This window comes from Achromobacter sp. 2789STDY5608621 (assembly GCF_001299375.1).
GTDB lineage: Bacteria > Pseudomonadota > Gammaproteobacteria > Burkholderiales > Burkholderiaceae_B > Achromobacter > Achromobacter insuavis.
In genome coordinates this window covers 1-17,121 of the sequence record NZ_CYTU01000047.1, presented here as the reverse complement: position 1 = coordinate 17,121, position 17,121 = coordinate 1, and the positions used below count along the sequence as shown (strand labels likewise).

Annotated in this window: 14 protein-coding genes; 11 read left to right on the top strand and 3 right to left on the bottom strand. The window is 68.1% G+C overall.

Features of this window, described 5'->3' with window-relative positions:
- Positions 1 to 16: 16 nt before the first annotated feature.
- The 9 genes from atpA (at position 17) to AOZ53_RS27630 (ending at position 12,099) form a co-directional block, all read left to right on the top strand.
- Complete coding sequence (gene atpA, locus AOZ53_RS27670; protein ID WP_054434847.1) at positions 17 to 1,558, top strand: F0F1 ATP synthase subunit alpha; 1,542 nt, start codon at positions 17 to 19, stop codon at positions 1,556 to 1,558.
- A 99-nt stretch (positions 1,559 to 1,657) separates the two neighbouring features.
- Positions 1,658 to 2,563, top strand: coding sequence for a F0F1 ATP synthase subunit gamma (atpG, locus tag AOZ53_RS27665; protein WP_006392533.1), 906 nt, complete (start codon positions 1,658 to 1,660; stop codon positions 2,561 to 2,563).
- Positions 2,564 to 2,606: 43 nt separating this feature from the next.
- Positions 2,607 to 4,007, top strand: coding sequence for a F0F1 ATP synthase subunit beta (gene atpD, locus AOZ53_RS27660; protein WP_054434844.1), 1,401 nt, complete (start codon positions 2,607 to 2,609; stop codon positions 4,005 to 4,007).
- Between the two features lie 9 nt (positions 4,008 to 4,016).
- Positions 4,017 to 4,442 (top strand): F0F1 ATP synthase subunit epsilon, encoded by a 426-nt coding sequence (locus AOZ53_RS27655; RefSeq protein ID WP_049070837.1) that lies wholly within the window; start codon positions 4,017 to 4,019, stop codon positions 4,440 to 4,442.
- Between the two features lie 200 nt (positions 4,443 to 4,642).
- Positions 4,643 to 5,428 carry a response regulator gene (locus tag AOZ53_RS27650; RefSeq protein WP_156333552.1) on the top strand — a complete coding sequence of 262 codons (786 nt, stop codon included), beginning with the start codon at positions 4,643 to 4,645 and terminating at the stop codon, positions 5,426 to 5,428.
- Between the two features lie 100 nt (positions 5,429 to 5,528).
- Complete coding sequence (hemE, locus tag AOZ53_RS27645; protein ID WP_054434842.1) at positions 5,529 to 6,602, top strand: uroporphyrinogen decarboxylase; 1,074 nt, start codon at positions 5,529 to 5,531, stop codon at positions 6,600 to 6,602.
- Between the two features lie 373 nt (positions 6,603 to 6,975).
- Positions 6,976 to 9,081 carry a primosomal protein N' gene (locus tag AOZ53_RS27640; RefSeq protein WP_054479477.1) on the top strand — a complete coding sequence of 702 codons (2,106 nt, stop codon included), beginning with the start codon at positions 6,976 to 6,978 and terminating at the stop codon, positions 9,079 to 9,081.
- 55 nt (positions 9,082 to 9,136) lie between these two features.
- Entirely contained in the window at positions 9,137 to 11,200 is a 2,064-nt protein-coding gene (locus AOZ53_RS27635) for a UvrD-helicase domain-containing protein (protein WP_054490224.1), read from the top strand.
- 71 nt (positions 11,201 to 11,271) lie between these two features.
- Positions 11,272 to 12,099 carry an AraC family transcriptional regulator gene (locus AOZ53_RS27630; protein WP_054479481.1) on the top strand — a complete coding sequence of 276 codons (828 nt, stop codon included), beginning with the start codon at positions 11,272 to 11,274 and terminating at the stop codon, positions 12,097 to 12,099.
- A 22-nt stretch (positions 12,100 to 12,121) separates the two neighbouring features.
- Here the strand turns inward: AOZ53_RS27630 and AOZ53_RS27625 are convergent, their stop codons facing one another.
- On the bottom strand, positions 12,122 to 13,180 hold the full coding sequence (locus AOZ53_RS27625; RefSeq protein WP_054490222.1) for a threonine aldolase family protein: 1,059 nt from the start codon (positions 13,178 to 13,180) through the stop codon (positions 12,122 to 12,124).
- A 139-nt stretch (positions 13,181 to 13,319) separates the two neighbouring features.
- Between AOZ53_RS27625 and AOZ53_RS27620 the strand changes: the two genes are divergently transcribed.
- The gene (locus AOZ53_RS27620; RefSeq protein ID WP_054479485.1) at positions 13,320 to 14,159 is read left to right on the top strand and encodes a class II glutamine amidotransferase; all 840 of its coding nucleotides are present in this window, start codon (positions 13,320 to 13,322) and stop codon (positions 14,157 to 14,159) included.
- On the opposite strand, the gene AOZ53_RS27615 is transcribed toward AOZ53_RS27620, so the two are convergent.
- Positions 14,126 to 14,962, bottom strand: coding sequence for an SDR family NAD(P)-dependent oxidoreductase (locus AOZ53_RS27615; RefSeq protein WP_054490218.1), 837 nt, complete (start codon positions 14,960 to 14,962; stop codon positions 14,126 to 14,128). The two genes, AOZ53_RS27620 and AOZ53_RS27615, sit on opposite strands and share 34 nt — an antisense overlap.
- A gap of 126 nt (positions 14,963 to 15,088) precedes the next feature.
- Here AOZ53_RS27615 and AOZ53_RS27610 point away from each other — a divergent pair, with 126 nt between their 5' ends.
- Positions 15,089 to 16,021 carry a GlxA family transcriptional regulator gene (locus AOZ53_RS27610; RefSeq protein ID WP_054490216.1) on the top strand — a complete coding sequence of 311 codons (933 nt, stop codon included), beginning with the start codon at positions 15,089 to 15,091 and terminating at the stop codon, positions 16,019 to 16,021.
- A 40-nt stretch (positions 16,022 to 16,061) separates the two neighbouring features.
- Here AOZ53_RS27610 and dapD read toward each other — a convergent pair whose 3' ends face one another.
- Positions 16,062 to 17,042, bottom strand: a complete 981-nt coding sequence (gene dapD / locus AOZ53_RS27605) for a 2,3,4,5-tetrahydropyridine-2,6-dicarboxylate N-succinyltransferase (RefSeq protein WP_054434829.1) — start codon at positions 17,040 to 17,042, stop codon at positions 16,062 to 16,064.
- Positions 17,043 to 17,121 lie beyond the last annotated feature (79 nt).

Here is a 17,121-nt window from a genome sequence, read left to right as displayed (position 1 = left end):
GATTCCAGGAGTCAATATGCAACTCAATCCCTCCGAGATCAGCGAACTGCTCAAGAGCCGCATCGAGGGCCTGGGCGCTTCGGCTGATGTCCGTACTCAGGGCACCGTCGTGTCCGTGACCGACGGTATTACCCGCATCCACGGCTTGTCCGACGTGATGCAGGGCGAAATGCTCGAATTCCCCAACAACGTCTTCGGTCTGGCGCTCAACCTCGAGCGTGATTCCGTCGGCGCCGTTATTCTCGGTGACTACACCGGCGTGTCCGAAGGCGACGCGGTCAAGACGACCGGCCGCATTCTGGAAGTCCCGGTCGGCCCCGAGCTGAAAGGCCGCGTGGTCAACACGCTGGGCGAGCCGATCGACGGCAAGGGCCCCGTGAACGCCAAGGCCACCGACATCATCGAAAAAGTGGCTCCCGGCGTTATCGCCCGCCGCTCGGTGTCGCAGCCGCTGCAAACCGGCATCAAGGCTATCGACTCGATGGTTCCCATCGGCCGTGGCCAGCGCGAACTGATCATTGGCGACCGCCAGACCGGCAAGACCGCCGTGGCCGTCGACACCATCATCAGCCAGAAGGGCAAGGGCGTCACCTGCGTGTACGTCGCCATCGGCCAGAAGGCTTCGACGATCAACAACGTGGTGCGCAAGCTGGAAGAGCACGGCGCGATGGAATACACCATCGTCGTGGCCGCTTCGGCTTCGGACTCCGCCGCCATGCAGTACCTGGCCGCCTACGCCGGCTGCACGATGGGCGAATACTTCCGCGATCGCGGCGAAGACGCCCTGATCGTCTATGACGACCTGACCAAGCAAGCCTGGGCCTACCGCCAGGTCTCGCTGCTGCTGCGCCGTCCGCCGGGCCGCGAAGCCTACCCGGGCGACGTGTTCTACCTGCACTCGCGCCTGCTGGAACGCGCCGCCCGCGTGAACGAAGACTACGTCGAGAAGTTCACCGATGGCGCCGTCAAGGGCAAGACCGGCTCGCTGACCGCGCTGCCGATCATCGAAACCCAGGCGGGCGACGTGTCGGCCTTCGTTCCGACCAACGTGATCTCGATCACGGACGGCCAGATCTTCCTGGAAACCGACCTGTTCAACGCTGGTGTGCGTCCCGCCATCAACGCCGGTATCTCGGTGTCGCGCGTGGGCGGTGCCGCCCAGACCAAGGTCGTCAAGAAGCTGTCCGGCGGTATCCGTACCGACCTGGCGCAGTACCGTGAACTGGCCGCCTTCGCGCAGTTCGCCTCGGACCTGGACGACGCCACCCGTCGCCAGCTCGAGCGCGGCAAGCGCGTGGTCGAACTGCTCAAGCAGCCGCAATACCAGCCGCTGCAAGTGTGGGAACTGGCCGTCACGCTGTACACGGTCAACAACGGCTACCTGGATGACGTGGACGTGGCCCAGGTGCTGTCGTTCGAAAAGGCGCTGAAGGACCAGCTCAAGGCCAAGCACGCGGCCCTGATCCAGCGCGTCGAAGACACCAAGGAACTGTCCAAGGATGACGAAAGCGAACTCGCCGCCGCCATCCAGGAATTCAAGAAGCACGGTGCTTTTTAAGAAAGTGATGGGTTAGGCGTCAGCTGCGCCTCACCCATCCTTATCGGATGGTTGAGGCGCTAGCGCCAACCCATCGGCCAGTCTTCACAGGAAAGCGCAATGCCCGGAATTAAGGAAATCCGAACCAAGATCAAGAGCGTGCAAAACACGCGCAAGATCACCAAGGCGATGGAAATGGTCGCCGCATCCAAGATGCGCAAGGCGCAGGAACGGATGCGCGCGGGCCGTCCGTACGCCACCAAGGTGCGCGAGATCGCCGCGCACCTGATGCAGGCCAACCCCGAGTACAGCCACCCGTACCTGGTCGAGCGCGAAGTCAAGGCGGTCGGCGTGGTCATGGTGACGACGGACAAGGGTCTGTGCGGCGGCTTGAACACCAACATCACCCGCGTGGTGTTGACGAAGCTGAAAGAGTTCGAGAAGAACGGCATCGCCGTTCAGGCGACCGCTTTCGGCAACAAGGGCGTGGGTGTCCTGTCCCGTATCGGCGCCAAGCTGGTTTCCCAGGAAGTGCAACTGGGCGACAAGCCGCAACTGGACCGCCTGCTGGGCGCGATCAAGGTGCAGCTGGACGCCTACCTGGAAGGCCGCATCGACGCGCTGTACGTGGCTTCGACCCGCTTCGTCAACACGATGAAGCAGGAGCCGCTGTTCCTGCGTCTGCTGCCCCTGGCCAGCGGTTTGGAAGATCCGTACCAGACGGGCGCCGAAAGCCTGGCCAAGACTTCGGAAGTGAAATCGGATTACAGCTGGGATTACATCTACGAACCCGACGCTCGTAGCGTGATCGACGACCTGCTGCAGCGTTACGTTGAAGGCCTGCTGTACCAAGCCGTGGCCGAGAACATGGCTTCGGAGCAGTCGGCCCGGATGGTCGCCATGAAGGCGGCGTCGGACAACGCCAAGAAGGTCATCGGCGATCTGCAGCTGGTCTACAACAAGACCCGCCAGGCCGCGATCACCAAGGAAATTTCGGAAATCGTAGGGGGCGCTGCCGCCGTCTGAGGCAGGCAGCATCCCGTCAAAAGCTATCAAGCAAGGAATCGACATGAGCAACGGAACCATCGTTCAGTGCATCGGCGCCGTGGTGGATATTCAGTTCCCCCGCGATCACATGCCCAAGATCTACGAAGCGCTTACTCTGGTCGACGAGGGTTCCTCGTTCGCCGAAAAGGGTCTGACGCTGGAAGTGCAGCAACAGCTGGGTGACGGCGTGGTGCGTACCATCGCCCTGGGCTCCAGCGACGGCCTGCGCCGCGGCATGAAGGTCGCCGGCACCGGCGCCCCGATCTCGGTGCCCGTCGGCACCGGCACGCTCGGCCGCATCATGGACGTGCTGGGTCGTCCCATCGACGAAGCCGGCCCGATCCAGCACGAAGAAAAGCGTGGCATCCACCAGCCGGCTCCCCGTTTCGACGAGCTGTCGCCGTCGGTGGAACTGCTGGAAACCGGCATCAAGGTTATTGACCTGGTGTGCCCGTTCGCCAAGGGCGGCAAGGTCGGCCTGTTCGGCGGCGCCGGCGTGGGCAAGACCGTCAACATGATGGAACTGATCAACAACATCGCCAAGCAGCACAGCGGCTTGTCGGTGTTCGCCGGCGTGGGTGAGCGTACCCGTGAAGGCAACGACTTCTACCACGAAATGGAAGAGTCGAACGTTCTGGACAAGGTTGCGATGGTGTTCGGCCAGATGAACGAACCCCCCGGCAACCGTCTGCGCGTGGCGCTGACCGGCCTGACGATGGCCGAGAAGTTCCGCGACGAAGGCCGCGACATCCTGTTCTTCGTGGACAACATCTACCGCTACACCCTGGCCGGTACCGAAGTGTCGGCACTGCTGGGCCGTATGCCGTCGGCGGTGGGCTACCAGCCCACGCTGGCCGAAGAAATGGGCAAGCTGCAAGAGCGCATCACGTCCACCAAGACTGGCTCGATCACCTCGATCCAGGCCGTGTACGTGCCGGCGGATGACTTGACCGACCCGTCGCCCGCCACCACCTTCCAGCACTTGGACTCGACCGTCGTGCTGTCGCGTGACATCGCCGCCCTGGGTATCTACCCGGCCGTGGACCCGCTGGATTCGTCCAGCCGCCAGCTCGACCCGCAAGTCGTCGGCGAAGAGCACTACGCCGTGGCCCGTGGCGTGCAGCAGACGCTGCAGCGCTACAAGGAACTGCGCGACATCATCGCGATTCTGGGCATGGACGAACTGTCGCCGGAAGACAAGCAGGCCGTGGCCCGCGCCCGTAAGATCCAGCGTTTCCTGTCGCAGCCGTTCCACGTGGCCGAAGTGTTCACCGGTTCGCCCGGCAAGTACGTGCCGCTGGCCGAAACCATCCGTGGTTTCAAGATGATCGTGAACGGCGAGTGCGATGCGCTGCCGGAACAGGCCTTCTACATGGTCGGCTCGATCGACGAGGCCTTCGAGAAGGCCAAGAAACTGCAATAAGGAACCGATATGGCTACCCTGCATGTGGATGTCGTCAGCGCAGAGGAAGCGATCTTCTCCGGTGAGGCGAAGTTCGTGGTGCTGCCTGGCGAAGCGGGTGAGCTGGGCATTCTGCCCGGCCACACCCCGCTGATTTCGCGCATACGCCCCGGGACGGTCAAGATCGTTCGTGCCGACCAAGGCGAGGAAAACATCTTCGTCGCCGGGGGCATTCTGGAAGTGCAGCCGGGCAGCGTGACGGTCCTGGCCGACACCGCCATCCGTGCCGCCGACCTGGACGAAGCCCGTGCCCTGGAAGCGCGCAAGCGCGCCGAAGAGGCCCTGGCCAACGCCAAGGACAAGGCCGACATCGCGGTTGTCGAAGCCGAGCTGGCGATGCTGGCGGCGCAAGCCGTCGCCGCGCGCAAGCTGCGTCAAGGCGGTCGTTCGCACTAAGCGGCGATACGACCCGCCGGGGTTCGCCCCGGACTCGAAAAAAGCGGCCCTGGGCCGCTTTTTTCATGCCCGCCGTTCGCGCTCGTTCGGCGGCGCCTTCCCTCGGTCGACCGCAGTCCCGCTTGCGCTCACTACGAATGGCCGGGTGTGTTCTGCAACGGTAGCCTGCAATCTTTGGAACGCAAGCCGGGAGGAACTGCATGCGAGACACCATGGATTGCGGGGTGCTGCTCACCCCTGGCCACGAAATCGCCATGGGCCATTGGGTCGCCCGCGACCAGCCCAGGCTGGCGCGGGTGCGCCTGCACCTGGTGCCGCTGCGAACGCCGGGCACAGGCCCTGACGTCCATGCGCTCGCCGGGCTGGCCGTCGCCCTGCGGCGCTACGATCACTGCATCCTGCCGGTCGCGCCGGCCTCGCTGGCCTGGACCCGCCTGTCGCTGCAGCAGGCCGCAGGCGAGCTCGCGACGCCCATCCTGCTGTTGGTGCACGACATGACCGCGCCCGCCATCGAGGATCTGCTGCGGCTGGGCGCCTCGGACTTCCTGGCCGCGCCGTATTGCCTCGAAAGCCTGCGCGTGCGGTTGGGGCGGCTGGCGCGGCGCGCGCCCCTGCTGGCCGAAGGGTTGCGGGAACCCGAGACGGCCTATGCGGCGGGCGGCGCGCGGCCGGCTGGCCAGCCATGCACCCGGCCGCAGGTGCCGCGGCAGGTGTTGCAGCAGGGGTTGGCCGGGTTGCGCTACCAGCCCGGCCGCGACACGCAGGAGGCCTTCCGGCAGGCCAAGGCGCGGGTGGTCGATGGATTCGAGTCCGACTACATCCGGCTGGCGCTGTCGCGCCATCATGGCAACGTGGCGCGCGCCGCGCGCGCCTCCAGCAAGCATCGGCGGGCGTTCTGGGCGCTGATGCGCAAGCACGGCATCGATGCCGCGCCGTACCGGCGCCAGGCCGCGATGCACGCCGACAGCGCGAGCGGCGCCGGCTGAAGCCCCGTCGTTTGCGCGCCGGCAAACGCCGGGCGCGCCGCCGCCATGCCCTGTCAGCTTGGGGCAGTAAAATCACGGCTTCCGATCATCGAGGATAGTCGTGTCTGCTTCCGTCTTGAAGAACGATGTGTTCTTGCGCGCACTGCTGCGCGAGCCCGTGCCCTACACCCCGATCTGGCTGATGCGCCAGGCGGGCCGCTACCTGCCCGAGTACCGCCAGACGCGGGCGCGGGCCGGTTCCTTCATGGGCCTGGCTCAGAACCCGGACTACGCCTCGGAAGTTACGCTGCAGCCGCTGGAGCGTTTCGACCTGGACGCGGCCATCCTGTTCTCGGACATCCTGACCGTGCCGCACGCCATGGGCCTGGGCCTGGACTTCGCCGAAGGCGAGGGCCCGCGCTTCGCCCGTCCGGTGCGCACCGAGGAAGACGTGGCGCGCCTGGCCGTGCCCGACATGGACAAGCTGCGCTACGTATTCGACGCCGTCAGCACCATCCGCCGCGACCTGGACGGCAAGGTGCCGCTGATCGGCTTTGCCGGCAGCCCCTGGACCATCGCCTGCTACATGGTCGAAGGGCAGGGCAGCGACGACTACCGCCTGATCAAGACCATGCTGTATGCGCGGCCCGACCTGCTGCATCGCATCCTGGAAATCAACGCCGAGGCGACGCTGCAGTACCTGAACGCGCAGATCGCCGCGGGCGCGCAGGCCGTGATGCTGTTCGACAGCTGGGGCGGCGTGCTGGCCGACGGCCTGTTCCAGCAATTCTCGCTGGCCTATACCCGCAAGGTGGTGGCCGGCCTGACCCGCGAACACGAAGGCCGCCGCGTGCCGGCCATCGTCTTCACCAAGGGCGGCGGCCAGTGGCTCGAAGACATCGCCGCCTGCGGCTGCGATGCCGTCGGCCTGGACTGGACGGTCGACCTGGCCGCGGCGCGGCGCCGCACCGGCGACTCGGTCGCGTTCCAGGGCAACCTCGATCCCATGGCGCTGTTCGGCGGCGCCGACGCCATCCGCGCCGAGGCGCGTCGCGTGCTCGACGCGTTCGGCCCGGTGGGCAAGGGCGGCCATGTCTTCAACCTGGGGCATGGCATTTCGCGCTTCACGCCGCCCGAAGCGGTAGCCGAATTGGTCGACGAAGTCCACCGTCACAGCCGTTCGCTCAGAGGGTAAGTGAGTGAACGCTTCGGCCCGCAGGGCCGGGCATTGAGGGCCCCCAAGCGCAGTTGTGCACAGCAAGATTGCGCTCGGGGAAAACCCTTTAGAAGCTAGTTTACAATCTTGAAAGTTTGCTTAAGTCGATGTTTTTAATGGAATAAAATAGGTTTTCAACAGGGTTGCAAGAGTTGATGCAATCTTGCCTTATTCCAATTTCTAACGTTGCTCTCGCCTTTTCCCCAAAGTTATCCACAGGTAGGGGCTGGAGTCCCGGCAGGGATTGCGGCGACAATCCTTCCTCGCCCGGGCGCCGGCCCGGTCCACGCCTCCAGGCACCGTCATCGCGCCCGTTTCGGGCCCGTTCCGTTCATGTTCCGTTCCGTTCTCCATGTCTGAAGACTTCGCGCTGGTCGAATCCACGCCGGCCGCGCCGGCGGCGGTCTGCTGGGTGCGCGTCGCGCTCGACGTGCCGCTGCCCGGCCCGTTCGACTACCGTCACCACGAGCCCGTCGAGGCGGGCCTGCGGGTGATCGTGCCGTTCGGGCGCCGCAAGCTGATCGGCGTGGTGGTGGACAATCCGGCCGAGCCGTCCTACGAACCGAAGCAGATCAAGCCGATCGAGGAAGTGCTGCGCGACCTGCCGCCCTTCGACGAGGCCTGGCTGCGCCTGGCGCGTTTCGCCGCCGAGTATTACCAGCGGCCGCTGGGCGAGGTGATGCTGCCGACGCTGCCGCCGCCGCTGCGCAAGCCGACCGCCTATCAGGGCAAGCGCTCGGCCGGCGGCCCGGTGGCGCGGCTGGACGGACGCAAGCGCAAGGCGGTCCGCAACCCGGCCGAGGCCGACCAGCCGCCTGAACTGAACGATGCGCAGCGCGAGGCGGTGGAGACCATCGCCGGGCTCGCCAAATTCAAGCCGGTGCTACTGTACGGCGTGACCGGCAGCGGCAAGACCGAGGTCTACCTGCGCGCCGCCGAGAAAGTGCTGGCGGCCGGCCGCCAGGTGCTGCTGCTGGTGCCGGAAATCAACCTGACGCCGCAGCTGGAGGGCGCGCTGCGCGCCCGGCTGGAAGGCCTGGTGGGGCCCGACGGCCTGGCGGTGCTGCACAGCGGCCTGTCCGATGGCGAGCGCCTGCAGGCCTGGGCGCGCGCGCAGCGCGGCCAGGCGCGCATGCTGCTGGGCACGCGCATGGCGATCTTCGCGCCCATGGGCGAGCTGGGCCTGATCGTGGTGGACGAAGAACACGACGCCTCGTACAAGCAGCAGGACGGCCTGCGCTATTCCGCGCGTGATCTGGCGGTATGGCGCGCGCATGACCTGGACATCCCGGTGGTGCTGGGTTCGGCCACGCCGTCGCTGGAAACCTGGCAGCACGCCGAGCGCGGCCGCTACCTGCGGCTGGCGCTGCCGGCGCGCGCCCGCTCCAGCTCGCTGCCGGCCATGAAGCTGGTGGACACGCGCCGCCTGCCGATGAAGCACGGCATGTCGCCGCAGTTGCTGGAGGCGCTCGGCGAACGGCTGGCGCGCAAGGAGCAATCGCTGATCTTCCTGAACCGGCGCGGTTTCGCGCCGGTGCTGCACTGCCAGTCCTGCGGCTGGGTCAGCAATTGCCCGCGCTGCACCGCCTTCACGGTGCTGCACCGCACGGCCGGCCGCGGCCATCGCCTGCAATGCCACCACTGCGGCTACCAGGCGCCGGTGCCGCACGCCTGCCCCGAATGCGGCGACCAGGACCTGGCGCCGATGGGGCGCGGCACGCAGCGGGTCGAGGAACACCTGGCCGAGCTGTTTCCCGAGGCGCGCATCCTGCGCATCGACGCCGACAGCACCCGCAAGAAGGGCAGCGCCGAGGCGCTGTTCGCGTCCGTTCACGCGGGCGAGGTCGACATCCTGGTCGGCACGCAGATGGTGTCCAAGGGCCACGACTTCGCGCGGCTCGGCCTGGTGGGCGTGCTCAATCCCGATTCGGCGCTGTTCGCGCACGATTTCCGCGCGCCCGAACGGCTGTTCGCCCAATTGATGCAGGTGGCCGGCCGCGCCGGCCGCCACCAGGGCAACGGCCAGGTCATCATCCAGACCGGCTATCCCGAACAGCCCGTGTACCAGGCGCTGCTGCGCCATGACTACGCGGGCTTCGCGCGCCACGCGCTGCAGGAACGCGAAAGCACCGGCCTGCCGCCGTTCGCCTACCAGGCCCTGCTGACCGCCGAGGCGCGCGAGCTGGCGGTGGCGCAGGCCTTCCTGCAGCAGGCGCGCGCCCTGCCCGAAGGCGAATGGGCCGCCGACTTCCCGGGGCTGGACGCGGTCATGCTGTACGACCCGGTGCCGCTGCGGGTGGTGCGCGTGGCCAACGTCGAGCGCGCCCAGCTGCTGGTGGAAAGCACCAGCCGTCCGGCGTTGCAGGCTTTCCTGGCGTCGTGGTCGCACCATCTGCCGTACCTGGCCAACGAGGCCCGGGTGCGCTGGCAGCTGGAGGTCGACCCGCTGGAAATCTGACACGCGCCGCGCGCCCGTCCGATTACTCTATGTCGTTCCCCTTTCCCCGAATCCCATGTCCGCACACGAACCCATCGGCCACGGCCTGAACCCCGCGCAGAAAGAGGCGGTGCTGTATCTGGACGGCCCCTGCCTGGTGCTGGCCGGCGCCGGCAGCGGCAAGACGCGCGTCATCACGCAGAAGATCGCGTACCTGCTGCGCGAGTGCGGCTACATGGGCCGCAACGTGGTGGCGCTGACCTTCACCAACAAGGCCGCGCGCGAGATGGACGAGCGCGTCAAGACGCTGGTGGACCGCAAGCTGGGCAAGGGCCTGACTATCAGCACCTTCCACTCGCTGGGCGTGAAGCTTTTGCGCGAAGAGGCCCGCAACGCCGGCCTCAAGCCGACGTTCTCGATCCTCGACGCCGATGACGCCATGGCGATCATCCAGGAACTGCTGGCCACCACCGACAAGGGCCGCCTGCGCCACGTGCAGGGCATCATCTCGCTGTGGAAGAACGCGCTGATGGAACCCGACGACGCCGCGCGCGAGGCCATCACGCCGGGCGACGTCGAGGCCGCCAACGTCTACCGCAGCTACGCCGCCACGCTGGCCGCCTACCAGGCGGTGGACTTCGACGACCTGATCCGCATCCCGGCGCTGCTGCTGGCCAACAACGAAGAGGTGCGCACCCGCTGGCAGAACCGCGTGCGCTACCTGCTGGTCGACGAATACCAGGACACCAACGTCTGCCAGTACCGCCTGGTGCAGCTGCTGACCGGCCCGCGCGCCATGTTCACGGCGGTGGGCGACGACGACCAGGCCATCTACGCCTGGCGCGGCGCGACCATCGAGAACCTGGCCAAGCTCACCACCGACTATCCCAACCTCAAGCTCATCAAGCTGGAGCAGAACTACCGCTCGGTGCAGCGCATCCTGGCCGCGGCCAACCAGGTGATCGAGAAGAACCCCAAGCTGTTCGACAAGAAGCTGTGGTCGGACCTGGGCGTGGGCGAGCCGATCCTGGTGTCGCCGATGGACGGCGAGGAGCACGAGGCCGAGTCCATCGCCATGAAGGTCTCGGCCGCGCGCTTCGAGCGCCAGGCGCAGTGGAAGGACTTCGCCATCCTGTATCGCGGCAATCACCAGGCGCGCATCCTGGAGCAGGCGCTGCGCAATCTGAAGATCCCGTACACGATCTCGGGCGGCCAGAGCTTTTTCGACAAGGCTGAGGTGCGCGACATCCTGGCCTACCTGCGGCTGCTGGCCAACGACGAGGACGACCCCGCGTTCATCCGCGCCGCCACCACGCCCAAGCGCGGCATCGGCCAGGCTACCTTGCAGACGCTGGGCCAGTACGCGGCCAGCCGCGAGCTGTCGCTGCTGGCCGCGGTCGACGAGACCGGGCTGGAGAGCCTGCTGGCACCGCGGCAGCTGGAACCGCTGCGCACCTTTACCGAATTCATCCGCCGCATGCAGTGGCGCGCCGGCCGCGGCGCCGCGTCGGCCAAGGACGCCGCGCCGGCCGAGCCCGCCGGCGTGATCCTGGACGACCTGGTGCAGGCGATCCAGTACGAACGCCACCTGTTCGAGCTGTTCGAGGAACGCCCGGCGCAGACCCGCTGGCAGAACGTGCTGGAACTGACCGGCTGGCTCAAGCGCAAGGCCGAAGAGGACAACATGACCCTGTTCGAGCTGGTGCAGCACGTGGCGCTGGTGACCATGCTCGAGCGCGGCGAGGAAGAGGAGCTGGACGCGGTCAAGATGTCGACGCTGCACGCCTCCAAGGGCCTGGAGTATCCGCACGTGTACCTGGCCGGGGTCGAGGAAGGGTTGCTGCCGCACCTGGGCAAGGACGACGAGGATGGCGATCCGGCGCGCGCCGCCGAGAACCTGGCCACCCGCATCCAGGAAGAGCGGCGCCTGATGTACGTCGGCATCACCCGCGCGCAGCGCACCTTGAACCTGAGCTGGTGCAAGCGCCGCCGCCGGGCGCGCGAGGACCTGGTGCGCGAGCCGTCGCGCTTCATCGAGGAAATGGGGCTGGACGATCCGACCATCAAGGAAGACGAGACCACCGCCGCCATGAATCCCAAGGAACGCATGGCCATGCTCAAGGCCTTGCTGAAGAAGTGACGCCGCAATAAATTACAAGACCGGGAGGCGCGTCCAGGCTATACCTGCCGCTTTGCACCATGGCGTTACCGATGAAGGATGACGTGCGTTATCAACCGGTGCCCGGGACGCCGGGCCTGGTGCTGGGCGTGGCGCGGCTGGTCGAGTTCCAGTTCGACCGGCACTACCACGTCGATTACCACATCGGCCTGGTGACCCAGGGCGTGCAGCGCCAGACCTTCCGCGGCCGCAGCACCCTGCTGGGGCCCGGGGGCATCGCCCTGATGCCGCCAGGCGAGGTCCATGACGGCGCCGGCGTGGCCGATTATGGCGAGTCCTACACCCTGAAGACCTTCCGCCTGTCGCCCGACCTGATGCGCGATTTCATCGCCGAGGTCTCGGGCGGCGCGCCGGACGAACGCTTCCTGGGCACGCTGATCGAGGAACCCGCGCTGGCGGCCCGCTTCATGGCGCTGCACGCGTCCTGGATGGCGGACGCGGCCGCCGGGCCGCTGGCGCACGAGGCCGCCTCGCTCGCCCTGATGGGGGCGCTGTTCGCGCGCACCGGCGCGGTGACGCCGCAGGCGGTGCGCGGCGGCCTGGCGCTGGCGCACCAGCGGGCCGTGCTGGACTACTGCCAGGCCCATCTGGGCGACAAGATCGGTCTTGAAGACCTGGCGCGGCTGTGCGGCCTGAGCCGCTACCAGTTCCTGCGCCGCTTCGCGCTGTCGGTGGGGCTGACGCCGCACGCCTGGCTGACGCGGCTGCGCCTGGAACGGGCCTGCGGCGCGCTGGCGCGGGCGCGGGCCCCGATCGCGCAGGTCGCGGCCGACGTCGGCTTCTACGACCAGAGCCATTTCAACCGCGCTTTCCGCACTGCCTACGGCGTGCCGCCTTCGGCGTATCGGCGCGCGGCCTGAGCGCCGCGTCGCCTGAGCGTCGCTATCGCGCCAGCGCCCGCAACGCCGCCAGGAAGTGGTCGACATCCTGCTCGCGCGTGTTGAACGACGTCACCAGCCGCGCCACGCCCGGGCCCCAGCGGTCGTGATAGAAGCGGAAGCCCTGCGCCAGCAGGCCGTCGATGGCCGCCATGGGCAGCTGGCAGAACAGGATGTTGGCCTCGACCGGCCCCTGCAGGGTCACGCCGGGCAGGCCCGCCATGCCGGCCGCCAGCCGCGCCGCCATGGCGTTGGCCTGGCGCGCGTTGGCCAGCCACAGGTCGTCCGCCAGATAGGCTTCCATCTGCGCCGACAGCAGCCGCATCTTCGAGAACAGGTGGCCGCCGCGCTTGCGTCGGTAGGCCAGTTCGGTGGCGCGTCCGGGTTCGAACAGCACGATGGCCTCGGCGCCCAGCACGCCGTTCTTGGTGGCGCCGAACGACAGCGCCGCGACGCCCGCCTTCCAGGTCATTTCGGCGGGCGTGCAGCCCAGGCTGACCAGCGCATTGGCAAAGCGCGCGCCATCCATGTGCAGGGGCAGCCCGGCATCGCGGCAGACGGCGCCGAGGGCCTGGATCTCGTCCAGCGTGTACACGCTGCCGGTCTCGGTCGCCTGGGTGATGCTGACGCAGGCCGGCGGCATCGAGTGCACGTCGCCGGCTTTGCGGCGCGCTTCCACCGCCAGCCGGGCGGGATCGAGCTTGGAGGCGGCGCCATCGAGCAGCGCCAGGCGCGCGCCGCCGCTGTAGAACTGGGGGGCGCCGCATTCGTCGTTGGCGATGTGGCTGTGCGCGTGGCACAGCACGCTGCCCCACGGCGGCGTCAGCGCCGCCAGCGCCAGCGAATTGGCGGCGGTGCCGGTGGGCACCAGCAGCACGTCCACGTCGCGCTCGAAGATCTCGGCCAGGCGCCGTTCGACGCGCAGGGTGATGTCGTCGGCGCCATAGGCGGGGGCCTGTCCCTCATTGGCCCGCAGCAGCGCGGCCAGGATCTGCGGGCTGGCGCCGGCGGTGTTGTCGCTGGCGAAACCCAGCTGGGGCGAAAGGGAGGCGGGGGTGTCCAAAGGGCAGGCTCCGGGAAAGGCAGACAAGGTCCCACTATGCCCGCCGGCGCCGCCCCGGGCTTGTAGAAAATTGCGCCCCGCTCCTACACTGGGACGGACCCGGCGGCCCCGCGCCGGGTCGGTTTCCAAGGAGCGCATCATGTGCCGCTGGCTGGCTTACACCGGGAGTCCCCTGCAAATGGAGAGCGTGCTGTTCAAGGCCACGCACTCGCTGATCGACCAGAGCCTGCATGCGCGCATGGGCGCCACCACCACCAACGGCGACGGTTTCGGCCTGGGCTGGTACGGCCGGCCGCCCGAGCCGCCGTTCCGCTACCGCAGCGTGCATCCGGCCTGGAACGACCGCAACCTGCGCGAGGCCGCGCGCGCCATCCATTCGCCGCTGTTCGTCGCGCACATCCGCGCCGCCACCGACACGCCGGCCCAGGAAACCAACTGCCATCCGTTCCGCCACGGCAACTGGCTGTTCGTGCACAACGGCGTCATCCGCGACTATCCGCTGCTGCGGCGCGACCTGATGCTGATGATCGCGCCCGCTTACTTCGGCTCATTGGAGGGCTCGACCGATTCCGAGGTGATGTTCCTGCTGGCGCTGACCTTCGGCCTGGAGGAAGACGCGCTGCCGGCGCTGGCGCGCATGGTCGGCGCGGTCGAGGAGACCGGCCGGCGCCATGGCGTGGCCCGGCCGATCAACATGACGGTATGCGCCCTGGACGGCGAGCGCCTGATCGCGGTGCGCTATTCCAGCGAGCGCGATTCGCGCACGCTGTTCCACAACACCTGCGTGCGTCACCTGCGCGAACTCTATCCCGACGACCCGAAGGTCGCGGCGCTGGATGACGACGCCTTCCTGCTGCTGTCCGAACCGCTGACCGAGATGCCGGGGGCCTGGGAGGAAGTGCCCGAGTCCACCGCCATCATCGCCGCCCGCGGGCAGGTCGAGCACTATCCGTTCGTGCCGGTGCCGCCGGGCGCCTGAAGCCCATAGCGCGCCGCGGGCATGTTGCGCGACAGTTCCGGGCCGAGGGCCTGGCGCGCCGCTTCCAGGCGTTCCAGCAGGGCCGGGTCGGTCAGCGACGGGATGGTGACGAACTCGCCCTGGTCCAGGCCCGCCAGGGCGCTGCGCACCATGTCGTCCGCGCTCATCACCATGGCGGACGGCAACTCGCTGGCCGGCTTGCCGGCCAGGTCCCAGAATTCGGTGCCGGTGGCGCCCGGCAGCACCGCCTGGACGCGCAGGCCCTGGTCCGCCAGTTCGTGGCGCAGCGATTGCGAGTAGGCCAGCACATAGGCCTTGCTGGCGCCGTAGACGCCGTTGAGCAGCTCGGGGTGCAAGCCGACGATCGAGGCGATGTTGATGAGGGTGCCGCCGCCGCGCGCCACGAAGGCGGGCGCCGCGGCCATGGCCAGGTGGGTGAGGGCGCTGATGTTCAGGTCGATCATGGCCTGCATCTGGCCGGGATCGGATTGCAGCAGCGGCGCCACCGAGCCGATGCCGGCGTTGTTCACCAGCAGGGTCAGCGAGTCGTCCTCGCGCAGCGTTTGCGCCACGCGTTGCACGCCGTCGGCTTGCGACAGATCGGCCGGCAGCACGCGCACGTCGCGGCCGGTTTCGGCGCGCAGCCGCGCGGCCAGGGTTTCAAGACGCTCGACGTTGCGCGCCACCAGCGTCAGGTCGTGGCCGCGATGGGCCAGGTGATGGGCGTAGCGCGCGCCGATGCCGGACGAGGCGCCGGTGATCAGGGCGCGGCCCAGGGATTTGCCAGACGGGGTGTTGCTCATGATGGACTCCGAAAAGAGGGACGGCGGATCGTGCCGGTACGCTTGCAGAGTAGAGTCGGGATGGAATATCCTCAATGACATAGAAACGTCTTTTCAGGACATCCAGCGAAAACGGACGGCACGGCCATGAAAACCATCGCGATCCTGTTGCATCCCGGCTTCCAGCTCATGAGCCTGGCGGCCAGCGCCGTCTTCGAGATGGCCAACCGCCAGAGCGGCGAGCCGGCCTATCGCGTCGTCCTGGTGTCCGAGCATGGGGGGCCGGTGGCCAGTTCGCTGGGGTTCGCGCAGGACACCATCAAGCTGGGCCGGCGCGCATTCGACACGTTGATCGTCGCCGGGGACAACACCGCCGAGGGCGCGTCAGACAGCCTGTTGCGCGCGTTGCGGAGCGCCAGCTCGCGGGTGCGTCGCTGCGCCTCGATGTGCACCGGCGCGTTCGTGCTGGCGCAGGCCGGCCTGCTCGACGGCCGCCGCGCCACCACCCACTGGTTCTACGCGCGCCGCCTGCAGCGCGAGTACCCGCAGGTCAAGGTGGACGAGGACCGCATCTTCGTGGCCGACGGCCCGATCTGGACCTCGGCGGGCATGAGCGCCGGCATCGACCTGGCGCTGGCCATGGTGGAAGCCGACCTGGGGGCGGACATGGCCCGCACGGTGGCGCGCAAGCTGGTGCTGACGCAGCGCCGCGCCGGCGGGCAGTCACAGTATTCGGCATTGCTGGAGCTGGATGCGAAGTCCGACCGGGTGCAGACGGCGCTGGCCTATGCCAAGGCCAACCTGAAGGCCGAACTGTCGGTGGACGAACTGGCGCGCGCCGCGCACCTGAGCCCGCGCCAGTTCAGCCGCGTGTTCCGCCAGGAGACCGGGCAGTCGCCGGCCAAGGCGGTGGAGCATCTGCGCCTGGAAGCGGCGCAGGACATGATGCAGTCCGGCCGCCATGCGGCCGAGGTGGTGGCGCGCGAAACCGGCTTTGGCGACCGCGACCGGATGCGCAAGGCTTTTCTGCGCGCCTTCGGCCAGTCGCCGCAGGCGATGCGGCGGCTGTTGCACGCCTGACGCCGGCGTCGCGCCGATGGCCCATGACGGGCCCGCCCGATCAGTGCCCGGTGTGCAGCGCCGGATTCAAGGTGCCCCAGGCCGCCGTGCGCACCAGCGTCTCGACCGCGCCGCTCTGCGAGTTGCGGCGGAACAGCAGTCCGTGCTGGCCGGCCAGCTCCACCGCCTTGACCACCGCGCCTTCCGGCGTCAGCACGCGGGTGCCGGCGGTGACGTAGCAGCCCGCTTCGACCACGCAGTCGTCGCCCAGCGAGATGCCGATGCCGGAGTTGGCGCCGAGCAGGCAGCGCTTGCCGATGGCCACGACCTGTTTGCCGCCGCCGGACATGGTGCCCATGATGGACGCGCCGCCGCCGATGTCGGTGCCGTCATCGACGATGACGCCGGCGCTGATGCGGCCTTCGACCATGGAGGCGCCGAGGGTGCCGGCGTTGAAGTTGCAGAAGCCTTCGTGCAGCACGGTGGTGCCGGCCGCCAGGTGCGCGCCGAGCCGCACGCGGGCGGTGTCGGCGATGCGCACGCCGGCGGGCACGACGTAGTCGGTCATGCGCGGGATCTTGTCGACGCCGCGGATTTCAAGGATCTGCCCGGTGGCGCGCAATTGCCAGCGCAGCGCTTCGACCTGGTCGACGGCGCAGGGGCCGGCGGAGGTCCAGGCCACATTGGCGAGCACGTTGAACAGCCCGTCGAGGTTGGCGCCGTGCGGCCGGATGAGCCGATGGCTGAGCAGGTGCAGGCGCAGGTAGGCGTCGTGCGCGTCGGCGGGCGGCGCGTCGAGCGAGGCGATGGCGGTGCGCACGGCGACGATGTCGACTTTGCGCCGGGTGTCGCGCCCAAGCGAGGTGGGCACGTGCTCGCCGAGCGCGGCACGCGCTTCTTCAGGCGTGAGGTGCCGGGTGCCGCCGGCAGGCGTCTTGTCGGTCAGGGACGGGCGCGGATACCAGGTGTCAAGGACGGTGCCGTCGGCGGCGATCGTGGCCAGGCCGTAGGCGATGGCGCTGTTTTGGGGGTGTTCTTGCATGGGCTGTTTTTTTTGGGGGCTTCTCTTGGGAATATTCTAGGCGATGGGGGCGGGTCTTTCTATTCGGGGGCGGGGGGCG

Bases quoted from the DNA above. Each gene is read 5' to 3' on its own strand.
- atpA (WP_054434847.1), top strand. From the start codon at position 17: ATGCAACTCAATCCCTCCGAGATCAGCGAACTGCTCAAGAGCCGCATC.
- atpG (WP_006392533.1), top strand. From the start codon at position 1,658: ATGCCCGGAATTAAGGAAATCCGAACCAAGATCAAGAGCGTGCAAAAC.
- atpD (WP_054434844.1), top strand. From the start codon at position 2,607: ATGAGCAACGGAACCATCGTTCAGTGCATCGGCGCCGTGGTGGATATT.
- AOZ53_RS27655 (WP_049070837.1), top strand. From the start codon at position 4,017: ATGGCTACCCTGCATGTGGATGTCGTCAGCGCAGAGGAAGCGATCTTC.
- AOZ53_RS27650 (WP_156333552.1), top strand. From the start codon at position 4,643: ATGCGAGACACCATGGATTGCGGGGTGCTGCTCACCCCTGGCCACGAA.
- AOZ53_RS27640 (WP_054479477.1), top strand. From the start codon at position 6,976: ATGTCTGAAGACTTCGCGCTGGTCGAATCCACGCCGGCCGCGCCGGCG.
- AOZ53_RS27635 (WP_054490224.1), top strand. From the start codon at position 9,137: ATGTCCGCACACGAACCCATCGGCCACGGCCTGAACCCCGCGCAGAAA.
- AOZ53_RS27630 (WP_054479481.1), top strand. From the start codon at position 11,272: ATGAAGGATGACGTGCGTTATCAACCGGTGCCCGGGACGCCGGGCCTG.
- AOZ53_RS27620 (WP_054479485.1), top strand. From the start codon at position 13,320: ATGTGCCGCTGGCTGGCTTACACCGGGAGTCCCCTGCAAATGGAGAGC.
- AOZ53_RS27615 (WP_054490218.1), bottom strand. From the start codon at position 14,962: ATGAGCAACACCCCGTCTGGCAAATCCCTGGGCCGCGCCCTGATCACC.
- AOZ53_RS27610 (WP_054490216.1), top strand. From the start codon at position 15,089: ATGAAAACCATCGCGATCCTGTTGCATCCCGGCTTCCAGCTCATGAGC.
- dapD (WP_054434829.1), bottom strand. From the start codon at position 17,042: ATGCAAGAACACCCCCAAAACAGCGCCATCGCCTACGGCCTGGCCACG.